The organism is Nocardia flavorosea (genome assembly GCF_015477805.1).
In the GTDB taxonomy this organism is placed as follows: Bacteria; Actinomycetota; Actinomycetes; order Mycobacteriales; family Mycobacteriaceae; genus Nocardia; species Nocardia flavorosea_A.
Window position 1 is genome coordinate 263485 of sequence record NZ_JADLQL010000005.1, and the last position, 24492, is coordinate 287976.

24 protein-coding genes are annotated in these 24492 nt (G+C 68.5%); 17 read left to right on the forward strand and 7 right to left on the reverse strand.

All coding sequences use genetic code 11. From position 1 onward, the window contains the following. The first annotated feature begins 26 nt into the window (after positions 1-26). From IU448_RS22790 to IU448_RS22825, 8 genes are all read left to right on the forward strand, one after another. Entirely contained in the window at positions 27-1151 is a 1125-nt protein-coding gene (locus tag IU448_RS22790; protein WP_195057700.1) for a glycosyltransferase family 4 protein, read from the forward strand. A gap of 26 nt (positions 1152-1177) precedes the next feature. Further along, complete coding sequence (locus IU448_RS22795) at positions 1178-1555, forward strand: polyketide cyclase / dehydrase and lipid transport (RefSeq protein WP_195057701.1); 378 nt, start codon at positions 1178-1180, stop codon at positions 1553-1555. Positions 1556-1597: 42 nt separating this feature from the next. Continuing rightward, positions 1598-2035: an SRPBCC family protein gene (locus tag IU448_RS22800; RefSeq protein WP_195057702.1), complete on the forward strand. Its 438-nt coding sequence runs from the start codon at positions 1598-1600 to the stop codon at positions 2033-2035. A gap of 80 nt (positions 2036-2115) precedes the next feature. After that, on the forward strand, positions 2116-3450 hold the full coding sequence (locus IU448_RS22805; RefSeq protein WP_195057703.1) for an ArsA family ATPase: 1335 nt from the start codon (positions 2116-2118) through the stop codon (positions 3448-3450). After that, complete coding sequence (locus tag IU448_RS29135) at positions 3447-3944, forward strand: hypothetical protein (protein WP_228813932.1); 498 nt, start codon at positions 3447-3449, stop codon at positions 3942-3944. Before IU448_RS22805 ends, IU448_RS29135 begins: the two co-directional genes overlap by 4 nt. Continuing rightward, positions 3941-4915, forward strand: coding sequence for an ROK family protein (locus IU448_RS22815; protein WP_195057704.1), 975 nt, complete (start codon positions 3941-3943; stop codon positions 4913-4915). The genes IU448_RS29135 and IU448_RS22815 overlap by 4 nt, the downstream gene beginning before the upstream one ends. A gap of 316 nt (positions 4916-5231) precedes the next feature. After that, the gene (locus tag IU448_RS22820; RefSeq protein WP_195057943.1) at positions 5232-5957 is read left to right on the forward strand and encodes a lysophospholipid acyltransferase family protein; all 726 of its coding nucleotides are present in this window, start codon (positions 5232-5234) and stop codon (positions 5955-5957) included. A gap of 21 nt (positions 5958-5978) precedes the next feature. Further along, complete coding sequence (locus IU448_RS22825) at positions 5979-6704, forward strand: phosphoribosylanthranilate isomerase (protein ID WP_195057705.1); 726 nt, start codon at positions 5979-5981, stop codon at positions 6702-6704. On the opposite strand, the gene IU448_RS22830 is transcribed toward IU448_RS22825, so the two are convergent. Both IU448_RS22830 and IU448_RS22835 read right to left on the reverse strand, forming a co-directional pair. Then, positions 6613-7497: a hypothetical protein gene (locus tag IU448_RS22830; protein WP_195057706.1), complete on the reverse strand. Its 885-nt coding sequence runs from the start codon at positions 7495-7497 to the stop codon at positions 6613-6615. The two genes, IU448_RS22825 and IU448_RS22830, sit on opposite strands and share 92 nt — an antisense overlap. Continuing rightward, complete coding sequence (locus IU448_RS22835; protein ID WP_195057707.1) at positions 7494-8807, reverse strand: hypothetical protein; 1314 nt, start codon at positions 8805-8807, stop codon at positions 7494-7496. Before IU448_RS22835 ends, IU448_RS22830 begins: the two co-directional genes overlap by 4 nt. A 168-nt stretch (positions 8808-8975) precedes the next feature. On the opposite strand from IU448_RS22835, the gene IU448_RS22840 reads away from it, so the two are divergent. Further along, entirely contained in the window at positions 8976-9740 is a 765-nt protein-coding gene (locus IU448_RS22840; protein ID WP_195057708.1) for a sporulation protein, read from the forward strand. Between the two features lie 274 nt (positions 9741-10014). Continuing rightward, positions 10015-11292 (forward strand): FAD-binding oxidoreductase, encoded by a 1278-nt coding sequence (locus IU448_RS22845; protein WP_195057709.1) that lies wholly within the window; start codon positions 10015-10017, stop codon positions 11290-11292. A gap of 203 nt (positions 11293-11495) precedes the next feature. Here IU448_RS22845 and IU448_RS22850 read toward each other — a convergent pair whose 3' ends face one another. Next, a complete protein-coding gene (locus tag IU448_RS22850; protein ID WP_195057710.1) occupies positions 11496-11912 on the reverse strand; it encodes a cytochrome c oxidase subunit 4 in 417 nt (138 codons plus the stop codon). A gap of 13 nt (positions 11913-11925) precedes the next feature. After that, entirely contained in the window at positions 11926-12912 is a 987-nt protein-coding gene (locus IU448_RS22855; RefSeq protein ID WP_416383041.1) for a cytochrome c oxidase subunit II, read from the reverse strand. 442 nt (positions 12913-13354) lie between these two features. Between IU448_RS22855 and asnB the strand changes: the two genes are divergently transcribed. Beyond that, positions 13355-15298: an asparagine synthase (glutamine-hydrolyzing) gene (gene asnB, locus IU448_RS22860; RefSeq protein ID WP_195057712.1), complete on the forward strand. Its 1944-nt coding sequence runs from the start codon at positions 13355-13357 to the stop codon at positions 15296-15298. 382 nt (positions 15299-15680) lie between these two features. Here the strand turns inward: asnB and IU448_RS22865 are convergent, their stop codons facing one another. Then, a complete protein-coding gene (locus tag IU448_RS22865; protein WP_195057713.1) occupies positions 15681-16652 on the reverse strand; it encodes a carbohydrate kinase family protein in 972 nt (323 codons plus the stop codon). A 477-nt stretch (positions 16653-17129) separates the two neighbouring features. Continuing rightward, entirely contained in the window at positions 17130-17486 is a 357-nt protein-coding gene (locus tag IU448_RS22870; RefSeq protein ID WP_195057714.1) for a HesB/IscA family protein, read from the reverse strand. A 249-nt stretch (positions 17487-17735) separates the two neighbouring features. On the opposite strand from IU448_RS22870, the gene IU448_RS22875 reads away from it, so the two are divergent. From IU448_RS22875 to IU448_RS22900, 6 genes are all read left to right on the forward strand, one after another. Then, positions 17736-18416, forward strand: coding sequence for a DUF3043 domain-containing protein (locus tag IU448_RS22875; RefSeq protein WP_195057715.1), 681 nt, complete (start codon positions 17736-17738; stop codon positions 18414-18416). Next, positions 18416-18979 carry a bifunctional adenosylcobinamide kinase/adenosylcobinamide-phosphate guanylyltransferase gene (locus IU448_RS22880; protein ID WP_416383042.1) on the forward strand — a complete coding sequence of 188 codons (564 nt, stop codon included), beginning with the start codon at positions 18416-18418 and terminating at the stop codon, positions 18977-18979. Before IU448_RS22875 ends, IU448_RS22880 begins: the two co-directional genes overlap by 1 nt. Positions 18980-19119: 140 nt before the next feature. Beyond that, positions 19120-19761, forward strand: a complete 642-nt coding sequence (locus IU448_RS22885; protein WP_195057944.1) for a maleylpyruvate isomerase family mycothiol-dependent enzyme — start codon at positions 19120-19122, stop codon at positions 19759-19761. A 597-nt stretch (positions 19762-20358) separates the two neighbouring features. Beyond that, positions 20359-21468 (forward strand): nicotinate-nucleotide--dimethylbenzimidazole phosphoribosyltransferase, encoded by a 1110-nt coding sequence (gene cobT, locus IU448_RS22890; RefSeq protein WP_195057717.1) that lies wholly within the window; start codon positions 20359-20361, stop codon positions 21466-21468. 25 nt (positions 21469-21493) lie between these two features. Next, the gene (locus IU448_RS22895) at positions 21494-22240 is read left to right on the forward strand and encodes an adenosylcobinamide-GDP ribazoletransferase (RefSeq protein WP_324188677.1); all 747 of its coding nucleotides are present in this window, start codon (positions 21494-21496) and stop codon (positions 22238-22240) included. A 333-nt stretch (positions 22241-22573) separates the two neighbouring features. After that, complete coding sequence (locus tag IU448_RS22900) at positions 22574-23287, forward strand: MBL fold metallo-hydrolase (protein WP_195057719.1); 714 nt, start codon at positions 22574-22576, stop codon at positions 23285-23287. 54 nt (positions 23288-23341) lie between these two features. On the opposite strand, the gene IU448_RS22905 is transcribed toward IU448_RS22900, so the two are convergent. Next, positions 23342-24442, reverse strand: coding sequence for a branched-chain amino acid aminotransferase (locus tag IU448_RS22905; protein ID WP_195057720.1), 1101 nt, complete (start codon positions 24440-24442; stop codon positions 23342-23344). Positions 24443-24492: the final 50 nt, after the last annotated feature.

Genomic DNA, 24492 nt, shown 5'->3' on the forward strand with positions numbered 1-24492 from the left:
CAGCGTCCGCCAATAGTGTGAGTCGTATGGCTCGAACTCTGCTGGTTACCAATGATTTCCCGCCGCGTCCGGGAGGTATCCAGTCCTATCTGCAGGCGCTGACCGGTCAGTTGCCGCCCGACGATCTGGTCGTCTACGCCCCCCGCTGGCGCGGTGACAGTCATATCCGGTTCGACGCACAGCAGCCGTTCCAGGTGGTCCGCCATCCCACCTCCCTCATGCTGCCCACCCCCGCCGTCGCGCGCCGGGCACGTAAACTGCTGCGCTCCGAAGGCTGCGAAACGGTCTGGTTCGGGGCCGCCGCCCCCCTGGCCCTGCTATCTCCGTTGCTGCGCCGGGCCGGTGCCGAACGAATCATCGCCAGCACACACGGGCACGAAGTGGGCTGGTCGATGCTGCCGGCCGCACGGCAGGCGCTGCGGGTCATCGGCGAGAACACCGATATCGTCACCTACGTCAGCAAATACACTCGGCGCCGGTTCGCGGCCGCCTTCGGGCCGGATGCCGCACTCGAGCATCTGCCGCCGGGCGTGGACACCGAGAAGTTCCGCCCCGACCCGGCCGCCCGCGCCGAACTGCGCAAACGGTACAATCTCGGCGATCGGCCCACGATCCTGTGCCTGTCGCGGCTGGTCCCGCGCAAGGGACAGGACATCTTGCTGATCGCCATGCGCTGGATCCGGGAGCGTATTCCCGGCGCGGTCCTGGTGATCGCCGGTAGCGGCCCGTACGAAGACCGGCTACGCGGGTTCGCCGACGCACTCGACCTCGGCGACGATGTCGTGTTCACCGGCCGGGTGCCCGCGGCCGAGCTCGCCGCACACCACACCATCGCCGATGTTTTCGCTATGCCCGCCCGAACCCGCGGCGCGGGCCTGGACGTCGAAGGTCTCGGCATCGTCTATCTGGAGGCCTCCGCCAGTGGTGTGCCCGTGGTCGCCGGAATGTCGGGCGGCGCACCGGAAACCGTGCTGGACGGCGAAACCGGACGGGTCGTCGACGGCCGCCGCGCCGACCTGGTCGCCGAAGCGATCGCCGATATCCTCGCCGACCGCGAGGCAGCCGCCGCCATGGGCGCCGCGGGCCGCGCCTTCGTCGACCGCCACTGGCGCTGGGACACCCTGGGCGCCCGCCTCCGCGGGTTCCTGTAAACACGGCATCTACTACGCTCAGCCGGGTGAGCAGTATCCAGGTCGCCGACCAGACCTTTCTCGCCGCGCCGGGCGCCGCGGTGGCCGCTGTGCTGTCCGCTCCGGGTAAGTGGCGCAGCTGGTGGCCCGATCTCGAACTCGATGTCCGGGAGGACCGGGGTGAGAAGGGTATTCGCTGGTCGGTGCGGGGTGCGCTGACCGGCACCATGGAGGTGTGGCTGGAACCGTCGCTGGACGGGGTGATCCTGCACTACTTCCTGCACGCCGAGCCCCCGCGGCAGTTGCCGCCGCGCAAACTCGCCGCGGCCAACCGGCAGCGGCGGATCGCGGGCAAGGTGATGTCGTTCGAACTCAAGGACCGGCTCGAGGGCGACCGGCCGGCCGGAGTCTCTCCCTGCAACTGACGAATTCCATACCGCACCGCCGAAAGGAACCACTGAGCACCTATGGCCGACCGGACCCAGAGATCGATCGTCATCGCGGCGCCCGCCCCGCAGGTGATGTCCGTTATCGCCGATCTGGCGTCCTACCCGGAATGGGTATCGGCGGCCAAATCGGTGGAGGTACTCGAAACCGGACCCGACGGTCGCGCGCGCACCGCTCGTTTCGTGCTGGACGCCGGTGTCGTCAAGGACACCTACGTGCTGTCCTACACCTGGCGCCCCGATGATCTTGCGGTGAGCTGGACGCTGGTGCGCGGTGAACTGCAGAAAGCGCAGGAAGGCCGTTACGAACTGGTCGAGCAGCCGGACGGCGGCACCGAGGTGCGCTACGAACTGACCGTGGACCTGACCATTCCGATGATCGGCATGTTCAAACGCAAGGCGGAGAAGGTGATCACCGATACCGCGCTCAAGGAACTGAAGAAACGGGTCGAAGGCTGACCGGGCCGCGCAGCACCGGGACGCAGACCGGGCCCGACGGCGCGCCGGGCCGCCTCCGGCGCGCGCGGACGCGGGTCGAATTGTTCGTCGGCAAGGGCGGTGTCGGTAAGACGACACTGGCCTGCGCGCAAGCCATGGGACATGCCCGGACCGGGCAGCGGGTTCTGCTGGCTTCGCTGGACCAGGCGCATTCCCTCGGGGACGCACTGGGTTTCCGGTTCGCGCACGATCCGGGTGCGGTCCCCGGAATGATCCGGGTCATCCCTGGTCTCGAGGTGATCGAACTCGATTCGCTGGCACTGCTAGAGGATCGTTTCCGGGAGATCGCCGGTGTACTGGCGGCCGATACCGGCCACGACCACGGATTCGATCTGAGCGCGCTGGATCCGGCCGAGCTCACCGGGCTGCCCGGTGTCCAGGAACTGCTGATGCTGGTGGAGGTCACCCAGTACGCCGCCGACGGCGAATGGGACGTGATCGTCCTCGATTGTCCGCCCACCGCCGATATGCTGCGTATCCTCACCGCGCCGGAAACTCTGCTCGGCTACCTGGACCGGATCTGGCCCCCGCATCACCGGATGATGGCCGCGATCGGCACCGATCTGCGGCGGGCGGTGCTGGCGGCGACGATGCAGCGGATCGTCGCTGCCGTCACCGAGGTCCGCGATCTGCTCGCCGACTCCGAACGCACCAGCGCCCGGCTGATCACCCTGGCCGAACGGGTGGCGGTCGCCGAGTCGGCACGCGTGTATTCGGCGACCGCGTTGCTCGGCCTGCGTCTGCAGGCGGTGGTGGTGAACAAGGTGCTGCCGCCGGTCCCGCCGGCCGGTCCGCAACCACAGCATCCGGCGGTGCGCTGGTATACGCATCGCTACGCCGAGCAGCGGGATGTGATCGCCGGATTGCGAACATCGATGCCGGACATCCCGGTGCTGGTGGCCGGTCATACCGGTGCCGAGCCGGTAGGTATCGGACCGCTGGCCGGCCTGGCCTGCGTCGTCCCGGCCGAAGACACCGGCGACCCGGTGTCCGGGGGCGGTACCGCCGGCACCGGGCCCGGCAGCGATACCGGCCACGCCGGACCTGTTCGGCGTGACACCGACGCCCCGATGCGCGACGATGCGGGTTCGCCGGTGGCCGCCCCGCACGCCGGCACTGCGCTTCCCGCCGTCCGGCTGGAATCGGGCACGGGTGTGCATTCGGTATATGCGCTGCGTATCCGGCTACCGGTAGCGGATCCGGCCACGTTGCGCCTGGGACGAGTGGAGGACGATTTGATCGTGGGAGCCGACGGCCTGCGCCGGCGGTTGCGCCTGGCGCCGGTACTGCGCCGCTGCACCGTCAGCACCGCCGAACTGGACAACGGATACCTGGTGATCCGTTTCCGGCCCGACCCGCAGGAGTGGCCGCGATGACCGGAACCGATTACCGGCAACCGGAGGGTATCGCCGAATTCGCCGAGGAACTGCGCCTGCTCGCGGAGGCCGTGCTCGAGCGGGTGGAGCCGGTACTGCGCGAGGCCGCCGCGGAGGGCAAACCGGAGTGGGGAAACTGCACCTGGTGCCCGCTGTGTGCCGCGGCCGCACTGGTGCGCGGGGAACAGCACGAAGTACTGGCGACGGTCGCGGCACACGGTACGGCGATCGTCACCATCCTGCGGGAAGCACTGGCGGGGGAACCGGTCGATCCGGTGATGCCGCACGGTCACAGCGCCGGCTCCGGTGCCGCACACGGCCGATCCGGTACCCGGGACCGGGCCCCGGACGATACGGCGGGTTCGGGCGGGCCCGCGCCGGCCACCGAACCCGGTGCGGCCGACCGGGACACGCACCCGGACGCGGCCGAGGCGGGCACACGCACGACCGGAAAGTCCCGGTACGTCGGTATTCCCGTAACCGTCAAGCCATGAACGGTTCCGCTTCGGGTGCTCCGCTGACCGTGGGGGTCGATATCGGCGGGACGAATATCCGCGCCTCGGTGGTCGACGGAACCGGCGAGGTGCTCGATACGGTGCAGTGCCCGACCCCGCATTCGGCTCCGGCGCTGGAAGGCGCGCTGGTGCGCGCGGTCCGCGAACTCGGTGACCGGCACGGTATCGACGCCGTCGGCCTGGCCGTGGCCGGGTTCGTCTCGGCGGATCGCAGCACTGTCCGGTTCGCCCCGCATCTGCCCTGGCGCGACGCACCGGTGGCGAAACGTCTCACCGATCGCCTCGGGCTGCCGGTGCTGCTGGAGCACGACGCCAATGCCGCGATGTGGGCGGAATACCGGTTCGGCGCCGCGGCGGGCGGCCACAATGTCGTGCTGGTGGCCATCGGTACCGGGATCGGTGCCGCGCTGCTGATCGACGGTGTGCTGTATCGCGGTACCCACGGTGTCGCACCGGAACTCGGCCATCTGCAGGTTGTCCCCGGCGGCCGCGATTGCGGCTGCGGTAAACAGGGTTGCTGGGAACGGTATTGCAGCGGAACGGCTTTGGCCGAGTCGGCGATCGAACTGGTGGCCACCGATTCCACGCCGTCCCTGCTGGCGAAGGAGGTGATCGCCGACCCCGGCGCCCTCACCGGCCGCCGGGTGGCCGGCGCCGCCCAGGACGGCGACCCGCTGGCCCTGCGTGTGATGGCCGATTTCGCCCGCTGGCTCGGCCTGGGCCTGGCGTTCGTCGGCGATATCTTCGACCCGGACCTGGTCGTCGTCGCCGGCGGAGTCAGCAGTTCGGCCCCCCTGTTCCTCGACGAGGCCCGCGAGGAATACGCGGCCTCGGTCACCGGACACGGACACCGCCCCCTGGCCCGCATCCGCACCACCCAGCTGGGCGAGGCCGCCGGAATGATCGGCGCCGCAGAACTGGCCCGCACCGCCCTCGTCACCGGCCGCTGACCCTCGCCATTACCCCCACCCTCGAACACAGAATCACCAGCACATCCTGCCCACCCCATCTCATTCCTCCAATGGTTCACCTCCCCCAGGGTGGGGCCCGCCCGGTTCTGGAGCGACCAGCGGGAGGGAGCGCAGCGACCGACCGGCGGGAGTGAAGAACCGGGTTGATAGGGCCCCACCCTCGAGACGCGGAGCGTCTCCGATTACACAGCCCGAGAATTAACATGGCTGGGCTTGGAGGAGTTCTGTGACCGGCGGTAGAGTCGGCAGCCGAGGCTCTTCACATTTCCATCCCGATTCCCGGAGTAAGGACGTCATGTTCTACTGGCTGCTCAAGTTCGTGCTGCTGGGTCCGTTCATCCATCTCTACAACCGGCCCGAGGTGGAAGGTGTGGAGAACATCCCGGCCGACGGTGCGGCCATCATGGCGGGAAACCATCTGTCCATCGCGGATTGGTTGTTCGCACCGTTGACGAGCCCGCGCCGGATCAACTATCTGGCGAAAGCCGAGTACTTCCACACTCCCGGTCTCAAGGGACGGCTGCAGAAGTTCTTCTTCAGCGCCTCCGGCCAGTATCCGATCGATCGCAGCGGCGCGGACGCGGCCGAGGATGCGCTCAATGCCGCCCGCAAACTGCTGGACGAGGGTCGCCTGGTGGGCTTGTATCCGGAGGGCACCCGCTCGCCCGACGGCCGGCTGTACAAAGGCAAGACGGGTATGGCCCGGCTCGCGCTGGAAACCGGTGTTCCGGTGATCCCGGTGGCTGTGATCGGCACCGGTGAGGTGAGCCCGCCCGGACCGTTCCGCTGGCGGCGCCGCAAGGTCACGGTGAAGTTCGGGAAGCCGATCGATTTCTCCCGGTACGAGGGTATGTCCGGTAATCGGTTCGTGGAGCGTGCGGTGACCGATGAGGTCATGTACGAGCTGATGCGGATGTCGGGGCAGGAGTACGTCGATGTGTACGCCGCCAGCCTGAAGAAAAACATACCTTCCGGTCCGTCCTCGCATACGCCACGAATTCCGGAATCCGCCGCGAGCTGACCCGCCGCGTACGATGAACGAGTGACGGTTCGCGCGAAGGTTTGCGGAATCCGGTCCGCGGCCGATCTGGAGACGGCGGTGAGTGCCGGCGCGGACGCGGTCGGATTCATCTCCGGAACCACCCACTTCAGCGAGGATGCGCTGACAGCGGAGGCCGCGGCCTGGCTGTCGGAGTGCACACCGTCGTTCGTGAACCGAGTCCTGGTCACCCATCTCGAGGATGCGCACGCCATGCTCGAATTGGCCGACCGGATCGGTGCCGACACCATCCAGGTGCACGGTCTGGTCGATTCCGGCACGTTGCGGGCGGTGCACGCCGCCGCGCGCGGCCGGACGATCGTTCGCGCCGTCCATGTCACCGGGTTCGATGCGGTGGCCCACGCCTTGGACGTCGCCGCGGACTGCGATGCCGTCCTGCTCGACTCCCGCACCGCCGACCGGCTCGGCGGCACCGGCCGTACCCACGATTGGTCGGTCAGCGCCCGGATCGTGCGGGAACTGGCGTCGATCGGCCGGCCGGTGATTCTCGCCGGCGGTTTGACCGCCGACAATGTAGACGAGGCGATCGAGGCGGTGCGCCCGTTCGGGGTGGATGTGAACAGCGGTGTGGAAACCGAGAGCGGCGACAAAGACTTCGCTGCCTGCGCCGCATTCGTCAAGACGGCGCATGAGCACGAACCGGGCTACCCAGTTCCAGTCCCACGGCCCCGAGTACGAGGACTCCGGCCAACAGCGTCGCCACGGTGATCTCGGAGCCCACCAGCACCGCACCGGCGATGGTCGCCACCACGGCCTCATTGAGCCCGATCAGTCCCGTGGTGACCTCGTCGAGATACCGCAACGCCACCCAGTAACAGGCGAAACCGGGCCCGAGCAGAAGGGCCCCGAGTACGGCGAGCATCATCGTCTGCCCGGCCGTGGGCGCGGCGTCGGCGAGTATCGCCACACCGAGCAGCGGCGCGGCCAGTACCGCGGCGGCCAATAGCTGCAGCCCCGCCGCCGATCCGCTGGGCCGGCCGGCCGATTCCCGGACCACCAGGGTGATCAGCCGGGCCACACAGCCCGCGCTGACCAGTGCGAGAGCGCAGCCCACCAGGGCCGGCCCGAGGGCCGTATCCGCCGGCCGGTTCCCGGCGACCAGCCAGATCGCCGCGCCGATCGCGGCCAGCTCCGCTACCAGCACCACGGTGAGCGCCCGTCGGCCCCGGACTATCCGGACGACTATCAGCAGTACCGGAGAGGTGAGGTGAAGCGCGACCACCACCGGTAACGGCCCGATATGCAGCGCCGCGATATACGCCATCAGGTTCACCACCTCGAGCACGCCCAGCCGCAGAAACAATCCCGGTGCGGCACGGAGGTCCCGCCACGGATCGGCGCCCCGGGCCACCGCGAACCCCAGGAGCGCCACGGCCCCACCGGCGGCCACCGGGGCTGCCGCGATACCCGGGGCGCCCACCGCGGCGATACCCGCACTCGATGCGCCCCACAGGCTCGTGGCAACGCCGAGCAGCACCGGCCCGCGCCAGGAGGCCCTCACGAGAGCAGGAAGGTGACGACCGGCAGGATGACCGCGGTGTAGGCCGCGAACACCGCGGCCGCCGTCCGCCCTTTCGGCACCGAGGGCAACCGGGTCGCGATTCCGGTATATGTGCCGAGCGCGATGAAGAAAGTGCCCCAGACGACCAGTGCGCGGCTCGCGACCACGCCGAGATCGGCAGCGAAGAAGACGGCCAGTAAGGCAATCGTGAGCCCGGCGGGCGCCGCGGCGGCCAGCGTGAGCCCACCGGCGTAGCTGTTCATCAGCACGGCCCGCCCGCGGTGCCCGGCCACCTGCTGCGCGTCGCGCGGGTGCGCGCCCTGTTCCCGGCAGATCAGGTCGAAGATCACCGCCGGATTGACCCGTTCGTTGACCACCCGGCGTACCGCGAGCATCGCCTCCAGCCCCTGCACCGTCGCGAACGAGGTGATGAACCCACCGGTGGAGGTCCGGAACCCGCCGCAGACCGCGGACCGTTCCTGTGTTTCCTGTAGTTCCAGCAGTTCCACCAGGCCCCGGCGTACGCCCGGATCGAATACCGCGCGGTCGTCCGCGGTGACCACGGCGCCGACGGCGAGGTGCAGGCCGAGATGACGCCAGGTGGAGGCCATCAGGCCCTCGCGGAAGGATTCTTCCTCGGCGCCCGCCGTACCGTCCCGCAGGGCGTACAGCATCCGCCGCACCGTGAGTTCGCGGACCTTCTCGACCCGTTTCCCGCCCACGGCCGCGATCTCCGGCCGGGCCAGCAGCCGCGCGACGTGCGCGCACGCGTGGATCGGCTGCGCGCGGGGATCGTCGTCGAGCATCATCGAAACCACCAGCGAGGTGCCCTGCAGCAGCGCCTCGGCGGCGGTTTCGTCGGCATCGGCCAGGCCGGCCAGCGCGTGCAGTGCGGCCGTGGTGGCCGTCAGTGAGATGGGGCCGACCGTTTCGGACAACCGCCAGCCGCGGGTATCGGTATCCCGGGCGGCGTACAGCTCCCGCAGGCACTGCTCGACCGCGGGATCGGTGGGCGGTATGCCCAGACACCCCAGTGCCCGTAAGCGCCAGGACAGGTCGATCGGCGACCGGAACACCCATTCCCCGCTGTCGGTATCCACGACATCGCGGCGCACCAGAGTGCGTACCTCGGCGAGCCGCGGTATCGGCCGGCCGGCCGCTGTCAGCGCCACCACTACCTCCGCCGTGTTCTGCGGATTGGGCAGGACATCGGACAACCATCCCCAGCCGGCGCCCCCGTTACGGACACTGGCCTGGCTGCGGTGCAGCCATTCGACCGCCCACTCGATGCGTTGCTCGATATTCGACACGGAACCTCCATCCCACCCCACCGAGGCCGGAATCCCCAGGAGCCCAAGGCCGCTGACAACCCTACCGGCACCCTCCGACACGAACAGGCGATCCGATCTACGCTGTTGATCCGACAACCCCGGGGCGAGGAACGGATTCGCGGGCGGGGGGCGAAGGGAGACGATCGGATGTTCAAGACTCTGCTGGGCGCGCTCGGCACCGATTCCGCCGAAGTGGAGACCGAACTCTTCACACCGGGTGTGCAGCCGGGACAGCCGGTACAGGGGGTGATCCGGATGCGCTGCCGGGACCGTACGGTGCGGATCAACGGGGTCGCGGTGGAGCTGATCACCCGGGCCGAACGCGAATACGACGACGGGGAGCGACTGCTCGATATAGCGTTCGCGCAGCAACCCGTATTCGGCCCGTTCGAACTGCTGCCCGGGCAACCGCTCGAGGGCCGGTTCGAACTGCTCACGCCCTGGGAAACGCCGATCACCTTCTACAACGGCCGGCATCTGCCCGGAACCGCGGTCGCGGTTCGTACTCGGGTCGATGTGGACGGCGGATTCGACGCCGCCGATACCGATCCCATCGGAGTGGGCGCACTGCCGCCGCAGCATGTTGTCCTCGCGGCCGTCGAATCCTGGGGTTTCGGACTTCGGCACGCCGATGTGGAGGCGGGCCGGGTGGATCGGATCCCGCACCGGCTGCCGTTCTTCCAGGAGATCGAATTCGCGCCCTCCCGGCGTTTTCCGGGCCTGAATCAACTGGAGGTGACCTTCCTGGCCGACCCACAGGGTATGTACGTCGTCCTGGAGGCCGATAAACGGGCCATGATGTTCGCACCGGGCCGCGATGTAATGGATGCGATCCGCGTCGATTTCGCGACCTTCGAACAGGTGAACTGGGTCGATGTGATCGGGCAGCGGTTGCATCTGCTGGCCCGCTGACGGATTCGCCACGCTGGGACAGGCGCAGTGTCCGGGCCGGCGGTGGACGCGCACCCACCGCCGGCCCGAGCGCGCGAGCCCACCCCCGTCTCGGCCGGTCCGGCAGTGAAATCCCCCTGGACACCGCACGAGCGGCCCGGCACCGGCCGCGGTCTTCCCCGCCCCGCTCGCGAGCCGGGCAAACCCACAGGTCACAGTCCATTCAACCGGCCGGTGGGTGCAGATCTGTGATTCGATATCGCCGCGACCGCCGGGCTGTGGTTAGCTTCCTGCCATGAGCACGCCGCACATCGTTTCCCCTGCCGAGTACCTGCCTCGCGACACCGCGGATGTCGTTCGTACCGTGCGGAATTCCCGGAATCACGCCAGGCCGCTCACCGTGCACGGCGGCGATCCCGCCACCGACGGCCTCGCTCTGCCGGACCAGCAGAGCGTGGTATCGCTGCGCCGGATGAACGCCATTGTCGATCTCAACCTCGGCCGCCGGACGGTACGGGTCCAGGCGGGCGCCCGCCTCTCCGATATCGACCGCCGCCTGGCCGCGCACGGGCTCGGGCTACCGGTCGTCGGCGACCACCGCGATATCACCGCCGGCGGTTTCGCCTCGGTCGGCGGCGTGAGCACCGCCTCACACCGGTACGGGCTGTTCATCGACCGGATCGTGGATCTGGAATACGTGGACACCGACGGCCGGATCGGCACCTGCGGGCGCACCCATCACACCGAACGTTTCCATCGCATCCTGGGCGCGGGCGGCCGGGCGGGCATCATCACCGCACTCACCCTGGACGCCGTCGAGGTCGACAAGGACAACACCTGGTTGTCCGCCGATTCGCATCGCTTCCTGGATTTCGACAGTTTCGTCGACTATGCCTACACCGAGGTCACCAGCCCCCGCGACGCGGTCCTGCAGGTGGGCCGCTGGGTGGATACGGCGCCGCTCAAGGTGACGCGCCCCGTAGGCGCCGGACAGGTACAGCTGGGCACGGTCCGGTTCGGTCAGTGGTCCAGCCTCTACCCCACCGCCCCCACCCGCTCCTTGCGCGCCCGCCGCGAGGTCGGCAGCCGCGCCCGGAAATCGCTCGGCGCCATCGCCTCGGCCAGCAGCGGTAAGGCCGGTATGCCGGTACGCAACGCGGCGGCGGGCGCGGTGATGTTCACCCCCAAGGTGCTGACGCTGCGCGATGCCGAATACCTGGCCGATACGGTGATCAGTTCGTCGGAACGTGGCCCCGCCTACCGGGTCGGGGTTTTCGCCCCGCTGTCGAACTACACGTCGGTCTTCTACCGCCTGCACGATCTGTTCAGCGGGCACCGGGAACGCACGGGTTGTTTCACCGTCATCTCCGCCATGACCTACGGAGTGCGCTCGGACTACCTGCGCGCCGAATCCGCCGCCCACAGCCTACCCGCCGCCGACCACGGCCTGATCACCTTCACCTGCCGGCTGCGCCCGCACGCGCTGCCCTCCGAACAACTGCGCGATATCGTCACCGGAATCGACGAGATCTGCCGGTCGGAGAACAGTATTCGGTACGAATCGGTGGATTGATTCACCAGGTAGGCCACCCGGGAGGGGCCGACCGGCCGGACACCGAAAGTCCGGCCGGTCACAACTACAGACCAAGGCTACGGGAGAAGTCTCGGTGTGCCACAACCCGTACGGCGCAGATCCGTCCCTCCAGCACAAAACCCCGCTGTCCACTGGGACAGCGGGGTTTGTTCTGTTCACTCCGGCGCCGGAAGCGCCCGAACTCAGTGCTTTTCGGGGCCCATGTAGTACTCGAAGACCAGACCACCGGCGGCGGTCAGGATCAGGAGCACACCGCCGCCGAACAGCCAGGGCTCGAAGAAGGCGAAACCCACGGCGGTGACCGAGGCGGCACCGGCGAGCAGGATCGGCCAGGGGCTACCGGGCGAGAAGAAACCGAGGTCGCCCGCGCCGTCGACGATTTCCGCGTCCTCGTAGTCCTCGGGCCGCAGGTCGAGGCGGCGGGCCACGAAACGGAAATAGGTGCCGATGATCAGGGACAGGCCGGCGGTCAGGACGATCGCCGTGGTGCCGGCCCATTCGATACCGGTGCGCGATTGCGCGGTGAAGAAGCCGTAGATGATACCCACGATGATGAAGAACACCGTGAGCAGTTCGAACAATCGTGCTTCGATCCTCATCGGAGATCAGTCCTCACTTGCTCTCGGTGGTATCGGTTTTGACCGTGCGATCGGTGTTGAACGGCTTGGTGGAGGTGGCCACCGGCGATTCGCCGATGGATTCCAGTGCCGCGGCATTGGTCATACCGGATTCCCGGGCCTTGATGTAGGCCTCGAACTTCTCCGGGGTCACCGCCCGCACCTCGAAGTTCATCATCGAGTGGAAGGTGCCGCACATCTCCGCGCAGCGTCCCACGAACGCGCCTTCACGATCGATCTCGCTGATCTGGAAGACGTTGTCGGAGTTGTTCTCCTTCGGGTTCGGCATCACATCCCGTTTGAACAGGAACTCCGGAACCCAGAATGCGTGGATGACGTCCGCGGCGGCGAGCTGGAACTCGATCACCTTGCCGGTGGGCAGCACCAGGACGGGCACCTCGGTGCTGGTGCCGACCGTTTCGATCTTGTTGTAGTGCAGGAACGACAGGATGTCGTTCTCCGGGCGGCCGTGCACCGGGCCGGGCTGCTCGTGCCCGTCCTCGTTCGTCCGCTCGGCGTACCCTTGCAACTGCTCCTGGTTGGCGTTCTCCCGCACGGTGTCGACACCGTCGTAGGTGAAGCCGTTCTTCAGGTCGATCTCGCGGTAACCGAACTTCCAGTTCCACTGGAAGGCGGTCACGTCGACCACCACATCGGGGTTGTCGACCTTTTCGTGCACGTAGTTCTGCACGACGACGGTGAAGTAGAACAGCACCGCGATGATGACGAAGGGGATCGCCGTATAGGTGAGTTCGAGCGGCACGTTGTAACCGGTCTGCCGCGGGAACTCCGGCGAGTTCTTCTTCTTACGGTGGAAGATGATGGTCCAGAAGGTCAGACCCCAGACCAGCACACCCATGATCAGGGCGGCCACGACCGACCACGTCCACAGCTCCCGCATCCGGTGCGCCTGCGGGGTGACACCCGAGGGCCAGCCGAACCGCAACCACACATTGTCGATCGAGCAGCCGGAGACGAGCATCGCGGTGATCCCGAGGGATACCGCCAGTCCGGCCCGCCGCAGGACACTAGCCCGCCGCCGGGCAGGCCGTGCCCCGATCTCGTCGCTCGCCTTGTGCGCCACGCTCACGCCTTCCTGGTCGCCACACATTCCGACATCGCATCCACGGGGGCATGGCGCCTCCGGTGATACAGACAAACAGCTCATCGGGCTTCCCGGGCGGCTCCGCGCACCGCGCGACACCACCCGGAACAGTCCGAGTACTACGCAGCGTAGACCAAACACGCGCCCGGTACGCCGTCGGGTCGGCTTCGACACTCCGCGCGCCAGCTTAGCCGCCGAAGGCCAGGCGTATCGCACGGAAGAACCGGGCGTGCGGCATACTCGGACACTAGATTTCGCCCGCCGCGCCCGCATCCCCCGGCGCGGACCCCCGACCAGAGGAAACGAGGTCAGCGTCGCAGTGTGTGGACTGCTCGGATTTCTGACATCCGATACCGCAGCGCCGGAAACAGTGGAGCGGGTGTACGACGCCCTCCACTGTGTACGGCACCGCGGACCGGACGAACGCGGCACCTGGCACGACGACCAGCTGATCTTCGGCTTCAACCGGCTCTCGATCATCGATATCGAACATTCGCACCAGCCGCTGCGCTGGGGGCCGGCCGACGATCCCGAACGCTACGCGCTCACCTTCAACGGCGAGATCTACAACTATCTGGAGTTGCGCGAGGAACTGGCCCGCGACCACGCGGACGAGTTCGGTGAACGGCCTATGTTCGCCACCGAGGGCGACGGCGAGGCCATCGTGGCGGCATTCCACTACTGGGGCCCCGCGGCGGTGCGCCGGTTGCGTGGAATGTTCGCCTTCGCGATCTGGGATACCCGCAGCCGGGAACTGTTCCTCGCCCGCGACCCGTTCGGTATCAAACCGCTGTTCCTGGCGACCGGGCCCGGTGGTACGGCGTTCGGCAGCGAGAAGAAGAGCCTGCTGGAACTGTTGCCCGATCTCGGGCTCGACGAATCGCTCGACCATCGCGCACTCGAGCACTACACCGTGCTGCAATACGTCCCGGAACCGGAAACCCTGCACGCCGGTATCCGGCGGCTGGAATCGGGTAGTTACGCGGTCGTGCGGCCGGGCGAGCGGCCGGTGACTACGCGTTATTTCGTGCCGGAGTTCGGGGTGCGCCCGTTCGCCGCGGGCAGCGAGGCCGCCCGGTATCGCGAGATCGCGGCCGCGCTCGAGGATTCGGTCGCCAAACATATGCGCGCCGATGTCACCGTGGGTTCGTTCCTGTCCGGTGGTATCGATTCCACCGCCATTGCGGCGCTGGCCATGCGGCACAACCCGAAGCTCATCACCTTCACCACCGGTTTCGAGCGCGAGGGGTATTCCGAGGTCGATGTGGCCGCGGAGAGCGCCGCCGCAATCGGGGCCCGGCATATCGTCAAGGTGGTCTCCCCCGCCGAGTTCGCGGCCGCGATCCCGGAGATCGTCTGGTATCTCGACGACCCGGTGGCCGATCCGGCGCTGGTACCGCTGTACTTCGTGGCCAAGGAGGCCCGTAAGCACGTCAAGGTGGTGCTTTCCGGCGAAGGGGCCGACGAACTGTTCGGCGGCTACACCATCTACCGGGAGCCGCTGTCGCTGGCCGCGTTCGACAAACTGCCGGGCGGACTGCGCCGGCTGGCCGGTAAGGTCTCCGATCTGATCCCGGAGGGCACGCGCGGTAAGAGCCTGCTGCATCGTGGGTCGCTCACCCTGGAACAGCGCTATTACGGTAACGCCCGCAGTTTCAGCGATGCCCAGCTGCGCTCGGTGTTGCGCGAGTTCCGCCCGGAATGGACCCATCAGGACGTCACCGCCCCGATCTACGCCCGGTCGGCGGGCCTGGATCCGGTGACCAGGATGCAGCACCTCGACCTGTTCACCTGGTTGCGCGGCGACATTCTGGTGAAGGCCGACAAGATGACCATGGCGAACTCACTGGAACTGCGGGTGCCATTCCTGGACACCGAAGTGTTCCGGGTGGCCGAACAGGTCCCGCTGGAGCAGAAGATCACCAAGGAGACCACGAAGTACGCGCTGCGACAGGCGCTCGAGGGCATCGTCCCCGGCCATGTGCTGCACCGGGCGAAACTCGGATTCCCGGTGCCCCTGCGGCATTGGCTGCGCGGTACCGAACTCTACGACTGGGCCCGGCAGCAGATCATCGAATCGCAGACCGACCACCTGCTCGACAAGGCCGCCGTCACGGCGATGCTCGACGCGCATCGCGCCGGGGACGGCGATCACAGCCGCCGGTTGTGGACGCTGCTGGTGTTCATGATCTGGCACGGGATCTTCGTCGAGGACCGCATCAAACCGGAGATCGCCGAACCGGTCTATCCGGTGCAGGTCTAGCGAACGGCCCGCCTCGACACGCCACCCGGCCGGCAGCCGACGGGCCCCGCTCGATGAACGAGCGGGGCCCTCGCAGTACCGGGACCTGAGCATCAGCGCGTGCACAGCCGCCGGGGAAAGCAAACGTCCGGTACCCCGCCACGCCTTCGGCACCGGCTTCCCGGCCGTCAGGTGCCGGTCGAACAGACCTCACAAGCGCAGACACCTCCGCAGACACCCCGGTCCGGCACGCTCGAAACTGCCCCGGGTACGGCAGCGGATTTACCGCACTGCCGAACGGGCCGATGGATCAGCTGCCGTGCACCCGTGCTTGGGCCGGGCGGGATATCGGCGCCGCCGGCCCTCCGGACTCTCGCAGGACCTGGCGCGGCGGCAGTTCGGCTCAGCGCAGCAGCGGTTCGATTTCCGCGGCGGCCTCGGCGCCGTACGCTTCGCCGAGCCGTTTGAGGGCGGCTTCGGGATCCAGTGTCCATTCCTGGGTTCCGACGGTTTCCAGGACCAGCACGGCGATCAGCGAACCGAGCTGGGCCGAGCGCTGCAGGCTCAGGCCGGAGGTGTGGCCGGTGAGGAAACCCGCGCGGAACGCATCGCCGACGCCGGTGGGATCCACCTTGGCGGTTTCCGGTACCGCCTCGACCCGCACCTCGGTGCCGTCGGTGTCGACCACCAGCACGCCGTCCTTGCCGAGTGTGGTGACCCGCACCCCGGCCCGGGTGGCGATTTCGTCCTCGGTGAGGCCGGTCTTCTGTTTGAGCAGGCCCCACTCGTATTCGTTGGTGAACAGATAGCTGCAGCCCTCGATGAGCTGCACGGCCTGGTCGCCGTCGAGTCGGGCGAGCTGCTGGGACGGGTCGGCGGCGAACGGAATGTGCAGTTCCCGGCATTCGGCGGTATGCCGCAGCATGGCCTCGGGATCGTTCGCGCCGATCAGCACCAGATCGAGGGTGCGCTGTTCGGCGAGCGCGGTCAGCGAGATATCGCCGGCCTCACTCATCGCCCCGGGATAGAAGGAGGCGATCTGGGCCATATCCTCGTCGGTGGTGCATACGAAACGCGCGGTATGCGCGGTTTCGGAAACCCGGACCGCCGAACAGTCGACGCCGCTGCCCTCCAGCCACGCCCGATAGTCGTCGAAATCGCGGCCCACCGAGCCGATCAGCAGCGGGGTACGGCCGAGCAGGCCCATCGCGTAGGCGATATTGCCGCCGACCCCGCCGCGCCGGACCACCAGATCGTCGACGAGGAAACTCAGCGAGACATGCTCGAGCTGATCGGGCAGCAGTGCGTCGGCGAAGCGGCCGGGGAACCGCATGAGATGGTCGGTCGCGACGGACGCGGATACAGCTATGGACACGTAGGTAGGCCCCTTCGGAATCAGCGCGAACAGATGGTGAACGGGGCCTTGCCCCCGCCGGATCACCGTATCAACTGGATGGGCCTACGACTATGTGTCGTAAACAGTGTTTATCTCGGCTCGCCGGCGGGCAGCAGCCGATTTCGGCCGGTAACCGGGGTTGACGAGTTCGGGACGAGAAAGTAGCCGCACGGTCGGCAGAGAATGCCATCTGCTACCGCCGGATACAGCAATGACCGGCAAGGATGCGCCGCTGACCGGCAGATCCACGTCGGAAGGGAGCCAGGTAGGGACAGCGCACGGAGTCAGTGCGTTTCCCGAACGTGCCCAGCGGGCATCCGCCGGAGGCCTTGAACGGTTCCGGCCCCTCCATGCGTTCAGGCCGCGAGACGATGCGCCGTAGCCGTGAGTATCGCGGGCTGAACGAATGGAACAGAAGCGGGCCCGAAATCCCGCGCCGCGCAGGCGGCGCAGAACTCAGTTGAAGGAGTCGCCGCAGGCGCAGGAGCCGGTGGCGTTCGGGTTGTCGATGGTGAAACCCTGCTTCTCGATCGTGTCGACGAAATCGATGGCGGCACCCTGCACATAGGGAGCGCTCATCCGGTCGACGGTCAGGGTGACGCCGCCGAAATCGGCGGTCAGATCGCCGTCGAGGGTCCGGTCGTCGAAGAAGAGCTGGTAGCGCAGCCCGGCACAGCCGCCCGGCTGCACCGCGATCCGCAGCGCGAGATCGTCGCGGCCCTCCTGATCGAGCAGCGCCTTGGCCTTACCCGCGGCCGCATCGGTCAGCTTCACACCGTGGGTTTCGGTGGCGGTCTCGTTCTGCACAGTCATGAACTCTCCTATGGACAGCGTGGTCGGTCCGTGAACAGCGCACGGTTCAGGGGTCAACACCCTCGGACGGGCTGCTATTCCCCATCTTGCCATCTCCGGCCGCGCGTGCCACAGCACCGTTCCCGTCCGGGAAACCTAACCGGACATGCCGCACGTGCGAGTCGTCACGCCGGGCCGCGGTGGTGACCGTTCCCACCCGGCAACCGCCCGGCTTCCGGGCCGGTCAGCGGACCGATTAGCCTGGTTACCGTGAAGTTGTTCCGACGCGGTGAGTCCAGCGGTACCGACGTGCCCGCCGACAGTTCGCGGGCCGCGACCGCCACCGCGAATACCACCGAGGCCGATGCGGTACCGGCGAAAGCCGCCCCCACCGCGGGTAAGGGCCGGCCCACGCCGAGCCGGCGCGAAGCCGAGGGCCGCCGCCGCGGGCCCGTCGCGCCGCCACCGATGACCGCGAAGGAAGCCCGCGCCCGCCGTAAGGAGTCGCGCGGCACCAAAGCGGACCGCAAGGCCGCCGCCGCCGATCGCCGCGCCGCCGCGCAGGATCGCCGCGCCCGGATGCTCGCCGGCGAGGACAAGTACCTCCTCCCACGCGACCAGGGCCCGGTGCGCGCCTTCGTCCGCGATATCGTCGATGCCCGCCGCAATCTGGTCGGGCTGTTCATGCCGATGGCGCTGCTGCTGATCCTGTCCATGTTCGCCGCCCCGGAGTGGCAGTCCATCGTCACCCTGGCAATGCTCGTGATGATGGTGTTCATGATCGCCGAGGGGTTCCTGCTCAGCCGGATCGTGAACCGGCGGGTCCGGGAGCGTTTCCCCAAGAACACCGATACCGGGTTCCGGCTGGGTTGGTACGCGTTCGTGCGCGCCTCCCAGATGCGCAAGATGCGCGCGCCGAAACCGCGTGTCGGCCCCGGCGACGCGATCTGATCCGGCCGGTGCCGCAACCCGATCCCGCGACGCCGTCCGGCGGCCGGTGGCGCACGCTGGTGCTGGGCGGGGCCCGGTCCGGGAAATCCGCGTACGCGGAATCCCTGGTGGGAGCGGCTCCTACCCGCTATATCGCGACCGCGATCCCCGATCCAGCGGACACCGATTTCGCCGCCCGGATCGCCGCGCATCGCGCCCGCCGCCCCGCCGGCTGGACAGTTCTCGACGGTGCCGACCCGGCCACGGCACTACGTGACGCCCACACCGGCCCCACCCTCGTCGACGATATCGGCACCTGGCTCACTGCCCGCCTCGACGCCCACGATGCCTGGGACGCGCCCCGGGGCACGATCACCCCGGAGATGGACGCACTGGTCTCGGCCGTTGGGCAGTACCCGGGTCGATTGGTGCTGGTCACCCCGGAGGTCGGGCTCGGCGTCATCCCGGCGACCCGCTCCGGCCGTCTCTTCCGCGACGAGATCGGCACCCTCAACCAACGCCTGGCGCGAGCCTGCGACGACGTCTATTTCGTCGTCGCCGGACTCCCGATGCGCCTGAAATAAGCCCCGGCAGAGCACGCGGTGAACCAGCCTGCCCTCGGGGCGAAATCCGGTGTCGCACGCTCGCGCGGGGCGGCGGCCCGGGTCGTCCCGCCCGGGCCGATATGTCACACGCCTATGTTTCCCTATCCGGCGTGCAGAAAATGCCGCGTGCCGATGTCTGGGCCGCAATCCATCGGGAAAGGGCCGTACTGGCCGACGAACTCGCCGAGCTGACACCTGATCAGTGGGCAGTCCCGTCCCTGTGCGGGCGCTGGACCGTCGAGGAGGTCGTCGCTCATCTCACCGCCGCGGCGAGTACCGGCCGGTGGCGGTGGATACGCAGTATGGCCGGGGCGCGTTTCGATCCCGACCGGCACAATCAGCGCCGGATGATGGAGTATCGCGGTAGCGGACCGGCCGATACGCTGGCCCGGTTCCGGGCGGTGGTCACGAGTACAACCGCTCCTTCCGGCCATATCCCGGCATGGCTCGGCGAGGTGGTGGTGCACGGTCAGGACATCCGGCGCCCCCTCGGGCTGTCCGGGGTCCCGGAGCTCACCGCGGTCACCGAGGTGGCCCGGTTCTTCGCCGGACGCGATTTCACCGTGGCCGGTCGCACGGTTCGCGCGGGCGTGCACCTCGTCGCCACCGACGGCCCCTTCGAAATCGGCACGGGTCCGGAGGCCCGGGGCAGCACACTGGCGCTGGTCATGGCGATGGCCGGCCGCGCCGGCTACTGCGACGAACTCACCGGTCCGGGCGCGGCCACGCTGCGGGCCCGGATCGCCGGCCGACACCGGTGATCATCCGGCCGGGCTCACCCGTTATGGCGCAACCATGCGGCGGGTCCTGCTCCGGCGCGCCGCGGTCGTGCGGCACGACGTCGTGACGGTGCCTCCCGTGCCAGGTGCGCAAGGCGACCGGCGTCGAGCAGACGACCGGCGTCGGCAGCGCCGCAGCGACCTACGGCAGGTCGCGAAGTTCCCACGTCCGCCTTCCGGCCCGGGACCGCGGAGGTTCCTGGTCCGTCCGGCACCGCGGTCTATCGGACGCACCGCGGTCGACGACGTACCGAACCGGGAAGCCCGAGCCGGTGGGACGGCAACACAGAAGTAGCCGTGTGCGGGCGCACCGTGTCATCGCGCGAAGCAACGAGGTGAACTCGATGCCATCCGTCCCGCCGACGACGCTACAACGGCAGAGGCGAAATCCGCCGGCCGGAGTCCGCGACCGCTACGCCCGAAGACCGGCCGAGACAATTGCGCGAGCGGGTGCCTGACGCTGTTCCCAGGGCGGGCGGGCAATATTGTCGGAAGGCCGGCCATCGCGGCCGGGGACCGCTCACCGGGTCCCGGCGCGGCGGCCCGGCGTGACAGCTACCCGACCGGAAGGCTCCACCAGTGTCAGAGGGATTCGCCCCCGTTGCTCCGCCGGATGCCGACGCCCGCGCGGCGGCCGAGCAGCGGCAGGCGTCGCTGACCAAACCGCCGGGGTCGCTGGGACGGCTGGAAGAGCTGGGCAACTGGGTCGCCGCGTGCCAGGGAGTGTGCCCACCGCAGCAGTTCGAGCGGGCGCGGGTGGTGGTGTTCGCGGGCGACCACGGTGTGGCCGCGCACGGTGTCTCGGCGTTTCCGACCGAGGTGACCGCGCAGATGGTCGCCAATTTCCAGGCCGGTGGGGCGGCGGTCAACGCACTGGCCCGGGTGGCCGACGCCACCGTGCGGGTGGTGGATATCGCGGTCGCCGCCGATACCGACCCGGCGGTGAGCGCGCACAAGGTCCGCCGGTCCAGTGGCCCCATCGACCGGGCCGATGCGCTGACGACCGCGGAGGTCGCGGCCGCGCTCGCCGCGGGCCGGGCCGTCGCGGACGAGGAGATCGACGCGGGCGCCGATCTGCTCATCGCCGGGGATATGGGTATCGGCAACACCACACCGGCCACCGTGCTGATCGCGACCCTCACCGGCACCGAGCCGGTCAAGGCGGTCGGCCGCGGCACCGGTGTCGACGATCACGGCTGGATGCGCAAGGTGGCGGCGGTCCGGGACGCCATGTGGCGGGCCCGCCCGGTCGCTCGGGACGGGGTCGAATTGCTGCGGGTGGCCGGCGGCGCCGATATCGCCGCGATGACCGGTTTCCTCGCCCAGGCGGCGGCCCGGCGCACACCGGTTCTGCTCGACGGAGTGATCGTAACCGCCGCGGCCCTGGTGGCCGAGGATCTGGCGGCGGGCGCCTCGGACTGGTGGCTGGCCGCGCACCGCTCCACCGAACCCGCGCATACCGCCGCGCTGACGAAACTGAAACTCGATCCGGTCCTGGGCCTCGAGATGCGGCTCGGTGAGGGGTCCGGCGCACTCACCGCGCTGCCCGTACTGCGGGCGGCCGTGGCCGTGCTCGCCGAAATGGCGACCTTCGCCGATGCCGGGGTCAGCACGTCCGCCGATCCCGACGGCACAGCCGAGTCCTCCTCCGGCACAGCCGACGCCGCGGCCATCGATATGCGGAAGTGACGGCGACCGTCCCGGAGACTGCATCGTGCTGAGTCTCCGGCTCACCTTCTCGTGGCTCACCGTGCTACCCGTCCGCGGCCCGGACGAGGTGGACCGCCGCGTGGCCGCCCGCGCGATCGCACTGGCCCCGGTCGCGGGTCTGACGCTCGGGCTCGCGGCCACGGCCGTCCTGTGGCTGCTGGAACCGGCGGGTGCTGCGGCCGGATTCGCCGCCGTCGCGGTGGTGGCGCTGCTGACTCGGGGGATGCATCTGGACGGCCTGGCCGATACCTTCGACGGCCTCGGTGTGTACGGCCCGCCGGAGCGCGCGCGTGCGGTCATGAAAAGTGGCGGTGCCGGGCCGTTCGGGGTGGCTTCCATCGTCCTGACCGCCGGTATCCAGGCCGGTGCCTTCACGGCCCTCGCCGGTGCCGGGAACTGGTACGCGGTCATCGCGGCGGTGGCCCTCGGCCGGGTCGCGGTCGTGGCCGCGTGCCGCCGCGGTATCGAACCTGCGCCCGATACCCGATTCGGCGCCTTGGTCGCGGGAACACAAGCACCGGCCGTGGTCGTGGCATGGGCAATCACGGCCGCCGCGGCGGCGGTTTTCGCGGTACCCGGGCTGCCCTGGTCCGGGCCGCTGGTCGTGGTACTGGCTCTGCTGATATCTGTGCGGCTGGTCGACCACGGTAGCCGCCGCATCGGCGGGCTTTCCGGCGACCTGCTCGGTGCCGCGGTGGAACTCGCTACGACGCTGGCCGCGCTGGGTTTCGCCACCGCGAACGGCGCCTGACAAGCCGATTCCCGGTTGTTGCCACCGGCCGACACGTGCTGCACCGGCCCGCCGGGAGAACCGGAGACTCCGGCACTGGCTGCTGGGTACCCGAGCGTCGTGCCCCCGGTGTGGCAAGCGCTCGGCTGTCCCGGTCCGGCCGAGTTGGAGACCGAACAGGGCGGCCGGACCGATGAGCAGCACACGGTTACCGACTCGGCGGCCCTGCACGGCCTGAGGTGGGGTGGCTCAGACACGTTGCGCGCCACAACGCCGGAGCGCTCGGCTGTCACCTCGCTCAATATTGCGAACGCAGCGTCTCACCACCGCGGCGCTGCCCATAAGGTGGAAGGTATGTCAGCCGAGCGCCTCTACTTCCGTCAACTGCTCGCCGGCCGGGATTTCGCCATCGGCGACCCGATCGCCACGCAGATGCGTAATTTCGCCTACCTGATCGGTGACCGGGACACCGGTGAATGCGTCGTCGTGGATCCGGCCTACGCGGCGGGTGATCTGGCCGGTATCGCCGAGAGCGACGGGCTGAAACTGTCCGGGGTACTGGTCACCCACCACCATCCCGACCATATCGGCGGCTCGATGATGGGTTTCACGCTGCGCGGCGTGAAGGAACTGCTCGACGAGGTCACCGTCCCGGTTCATGTGAACGACGAGGAGAAATCCTGGGTTTCGAATGTCACCGGGATCGCACCCAGCGAATTGACCGGCCACGGGCACGGCGACAAGCTGAGTGTCGGCGCCGTCGATATCGAATTCCTGCATACCCCCGGGCATACGCCTGGGAGCCAGTGCTTCCTGGTGGACGACAAACTCATCGCCGGGGACACCCTGTTCATCGACGGCTGCGGTCGCACCGATTTCCCGGGCGGCGATTCCGCGGCCATGTTCGCCAGCCTGCGGTCGCTGGCGGATATGCCGATCAACCCGGAGGTGTACCCGGGACACTGGTATTCCGCCGACCCGCACGCCTCGCTGGATTCGATCCGCGACAACAATTACGTGCTGCGCCCGAAGTCGCTGGCCGAATGGCACGCGCTCATGCCGGGCTGACCCGCCGCCCGGGTACCGGAGGCCGTTCCGGTACCCGGTGGTTACGACATGTGGTCAGAGCACCCGCATCCACTGGTGCACATCGGCGAAGGTGCCACGCTGGATGCCGGTCAGGGTTTCCCGCAACGCCATGGTCACCTCACCGGGCTCGCCGCCGCCGATCACGAATTCGCCGTCCGGCCCGCACACGGAGCCGACCGGCGTGATCACGGCCGCGGTACCGCAGGCGAAAACCTCGGTGATCTCGCCGGATTCCGCACCCGCGCGCCAGTCCGCCACCGAGATCTTGCGTTCGGTGACCGGGTAACCGGAATCGGCGGCCAGGGTGAGCAGCGAATCGCGGGTGATGCCCGGCAGCAGCGACCCGGACAGTTCGGGTGTCACCAACTGCGCGTCGGCGCCGGAGCCGTACACGAAGAACAGGTTGTTGGTCCCCATCTCCTCGACGTAGCGGCGTTCCACGGCGTCCAGCCACACCACCTGATCGCAGCCCTTGGCCGTGGCCTCGGCCTGAGCCAGCAGCGATGCCGCGTAGTTACCCGCGACCTTCGCCTCGCCGGTGCCGCCGGGTGCGGCGCGCACGTATTCGGTGGACAGCCACACCCGCACCGGTTTCACGCCACGCGGGAAGTAGGCCCCGGCGGGCGAACCGAGCAGCAGGTACTTGTACGAGGAGGCGGGTTTCACGCCCAGACCCGATTCGGTGGCGAACATGAACGGCCGCAGGTACAGCGATTCCTCGCCGCCGGCGGCGGGCACCCAGGCCGCGTCGACCTCGAGCAGCTGGCGCACCGATTCGATGAACAGCTCCTCGGGTAGTTCGGCCATCGCCATCCGGCGCGCGGAACGGCGGAACCGGGCCGCGTTCGCGTCGATCCGGAAACACGCGACCTGTCCGTCGGGCTGCCGATAGGCCTTGAGCCCCTCGAAGATGGCCTGCCCGTAATGGAACACCATGGTCGCCGGGTCGAGGGTCAGCGAGCCGTAGGGTTCGACGACCGCGTTGGTCCAGCCGTCGGCTTCGGTGTAATCGATGGTGACCATATGGTCGGTGAAGAATCGACCGAAACCGGGTGCCGTCAGAATCTCCTGTACCCGCTGCGCCGGGGTGGGCGCAGGATGAGGGATACGGGCGAACTGTGCAGCAGCGGTCATGACCAGCAGTCTATGTCCTGGGTCGCGGCAGAATACGCGGTGGTCGGTTG